The 944-nt window shown below is 45.1% G+C and carries 1 protein-coding gene; it reads left to right on the plus strand.

What is annotated here, in order from left to right; translation table 11 throughout:
- The coding region (locus TW84_RS24660; RefSeq protein ID WP_045977873.1) for an APC family permease at window positions 1–944 on the plus strand (944 nt) is incomplete at both ends.

A 944-nucleotide genomic window follows, 5' to 3' on the forward strand; every position in this document is an offset into this window, starting at 1 on the left:
TATTTACCCTTTTATCTCACTCCAGAAGAGTTTGCGCTTAAGCAAAAGCAGCAAGAGCAGGAGATTGCGGCTGGGCACGATCAGATACGTTGGCATAAATACGATATTGAAGAGCCCAATAGGTACCATAATATATTGCTGAGCCTTATGCCGATTTCTGTATTGTCTATGATGCTGGGTTATTTTTGGTTCACTAGCGGCAAGGATACCTTTATGGGAGTCGGTTCTCTTGTAATGCTGGCGTTAACTTATGGTTACTGTTATTTGATCTTTGGCCTCGATTATCGCTACGACTACCTCATTTCCGATCTCGGTTTAGTTGTGAAAAAGCGGCGCAATATGCCCCGTTGGATCAATAGAGCATCCCAAATCGCAGCATGGTTTGGTGCCATTGTATGCGTTTTGGCCGTATCAGTGGCGGGGCCGATGATTCTTGCCGGTGCGGGGGGGCTGATTTTACTCTCGTTTACCCGTTTAAAGCGCCAACCGGATGAAGAAGCTGAGGTACGAATTAGTTGTCGTGAAGACTGGCTGTTTGCTCAATACAATAGAGAGCGAAAAGTATTAGTACTCTACTTTAAATATGATTCGTGTCGATATAGGGATGTTGCAAAAACACTCGTAGTACGGAGCCATAATCGAGGTGGCAGCCACCTCTTTTTTAAGACCAATAAAGAGATGGAGGCGGTGATAGAAAAATTGACTCGGCATTATCGTATAGAATGTGTTGCAGTTGAGGATCACCGCGACCTGTTTGGCATAGAGTGCTTCAGACCAGCTAAGTTACTGGAGACTCCATCGCGAACTAGGCTCTACCCTGTTGCTGAAGTTATGGAATTGAATCAGACTAAAGCCCCTCTACCAGACTGGAAGTATCTTTATCAGGGAAAGTTTCGCACCAAAGAAGAAATCGAAAAACTGCAGAGCCAAGCCATGGTAGCCGA

This window comes from Vibrio neptunius (assembly GCF_000967495.1).
Lineage (GTDB): Bacteria > Pseudomonadota > Gammaproteobacteria > Enterobacterales > Vibrionaceae > Vibrio > Vibrio neptunius.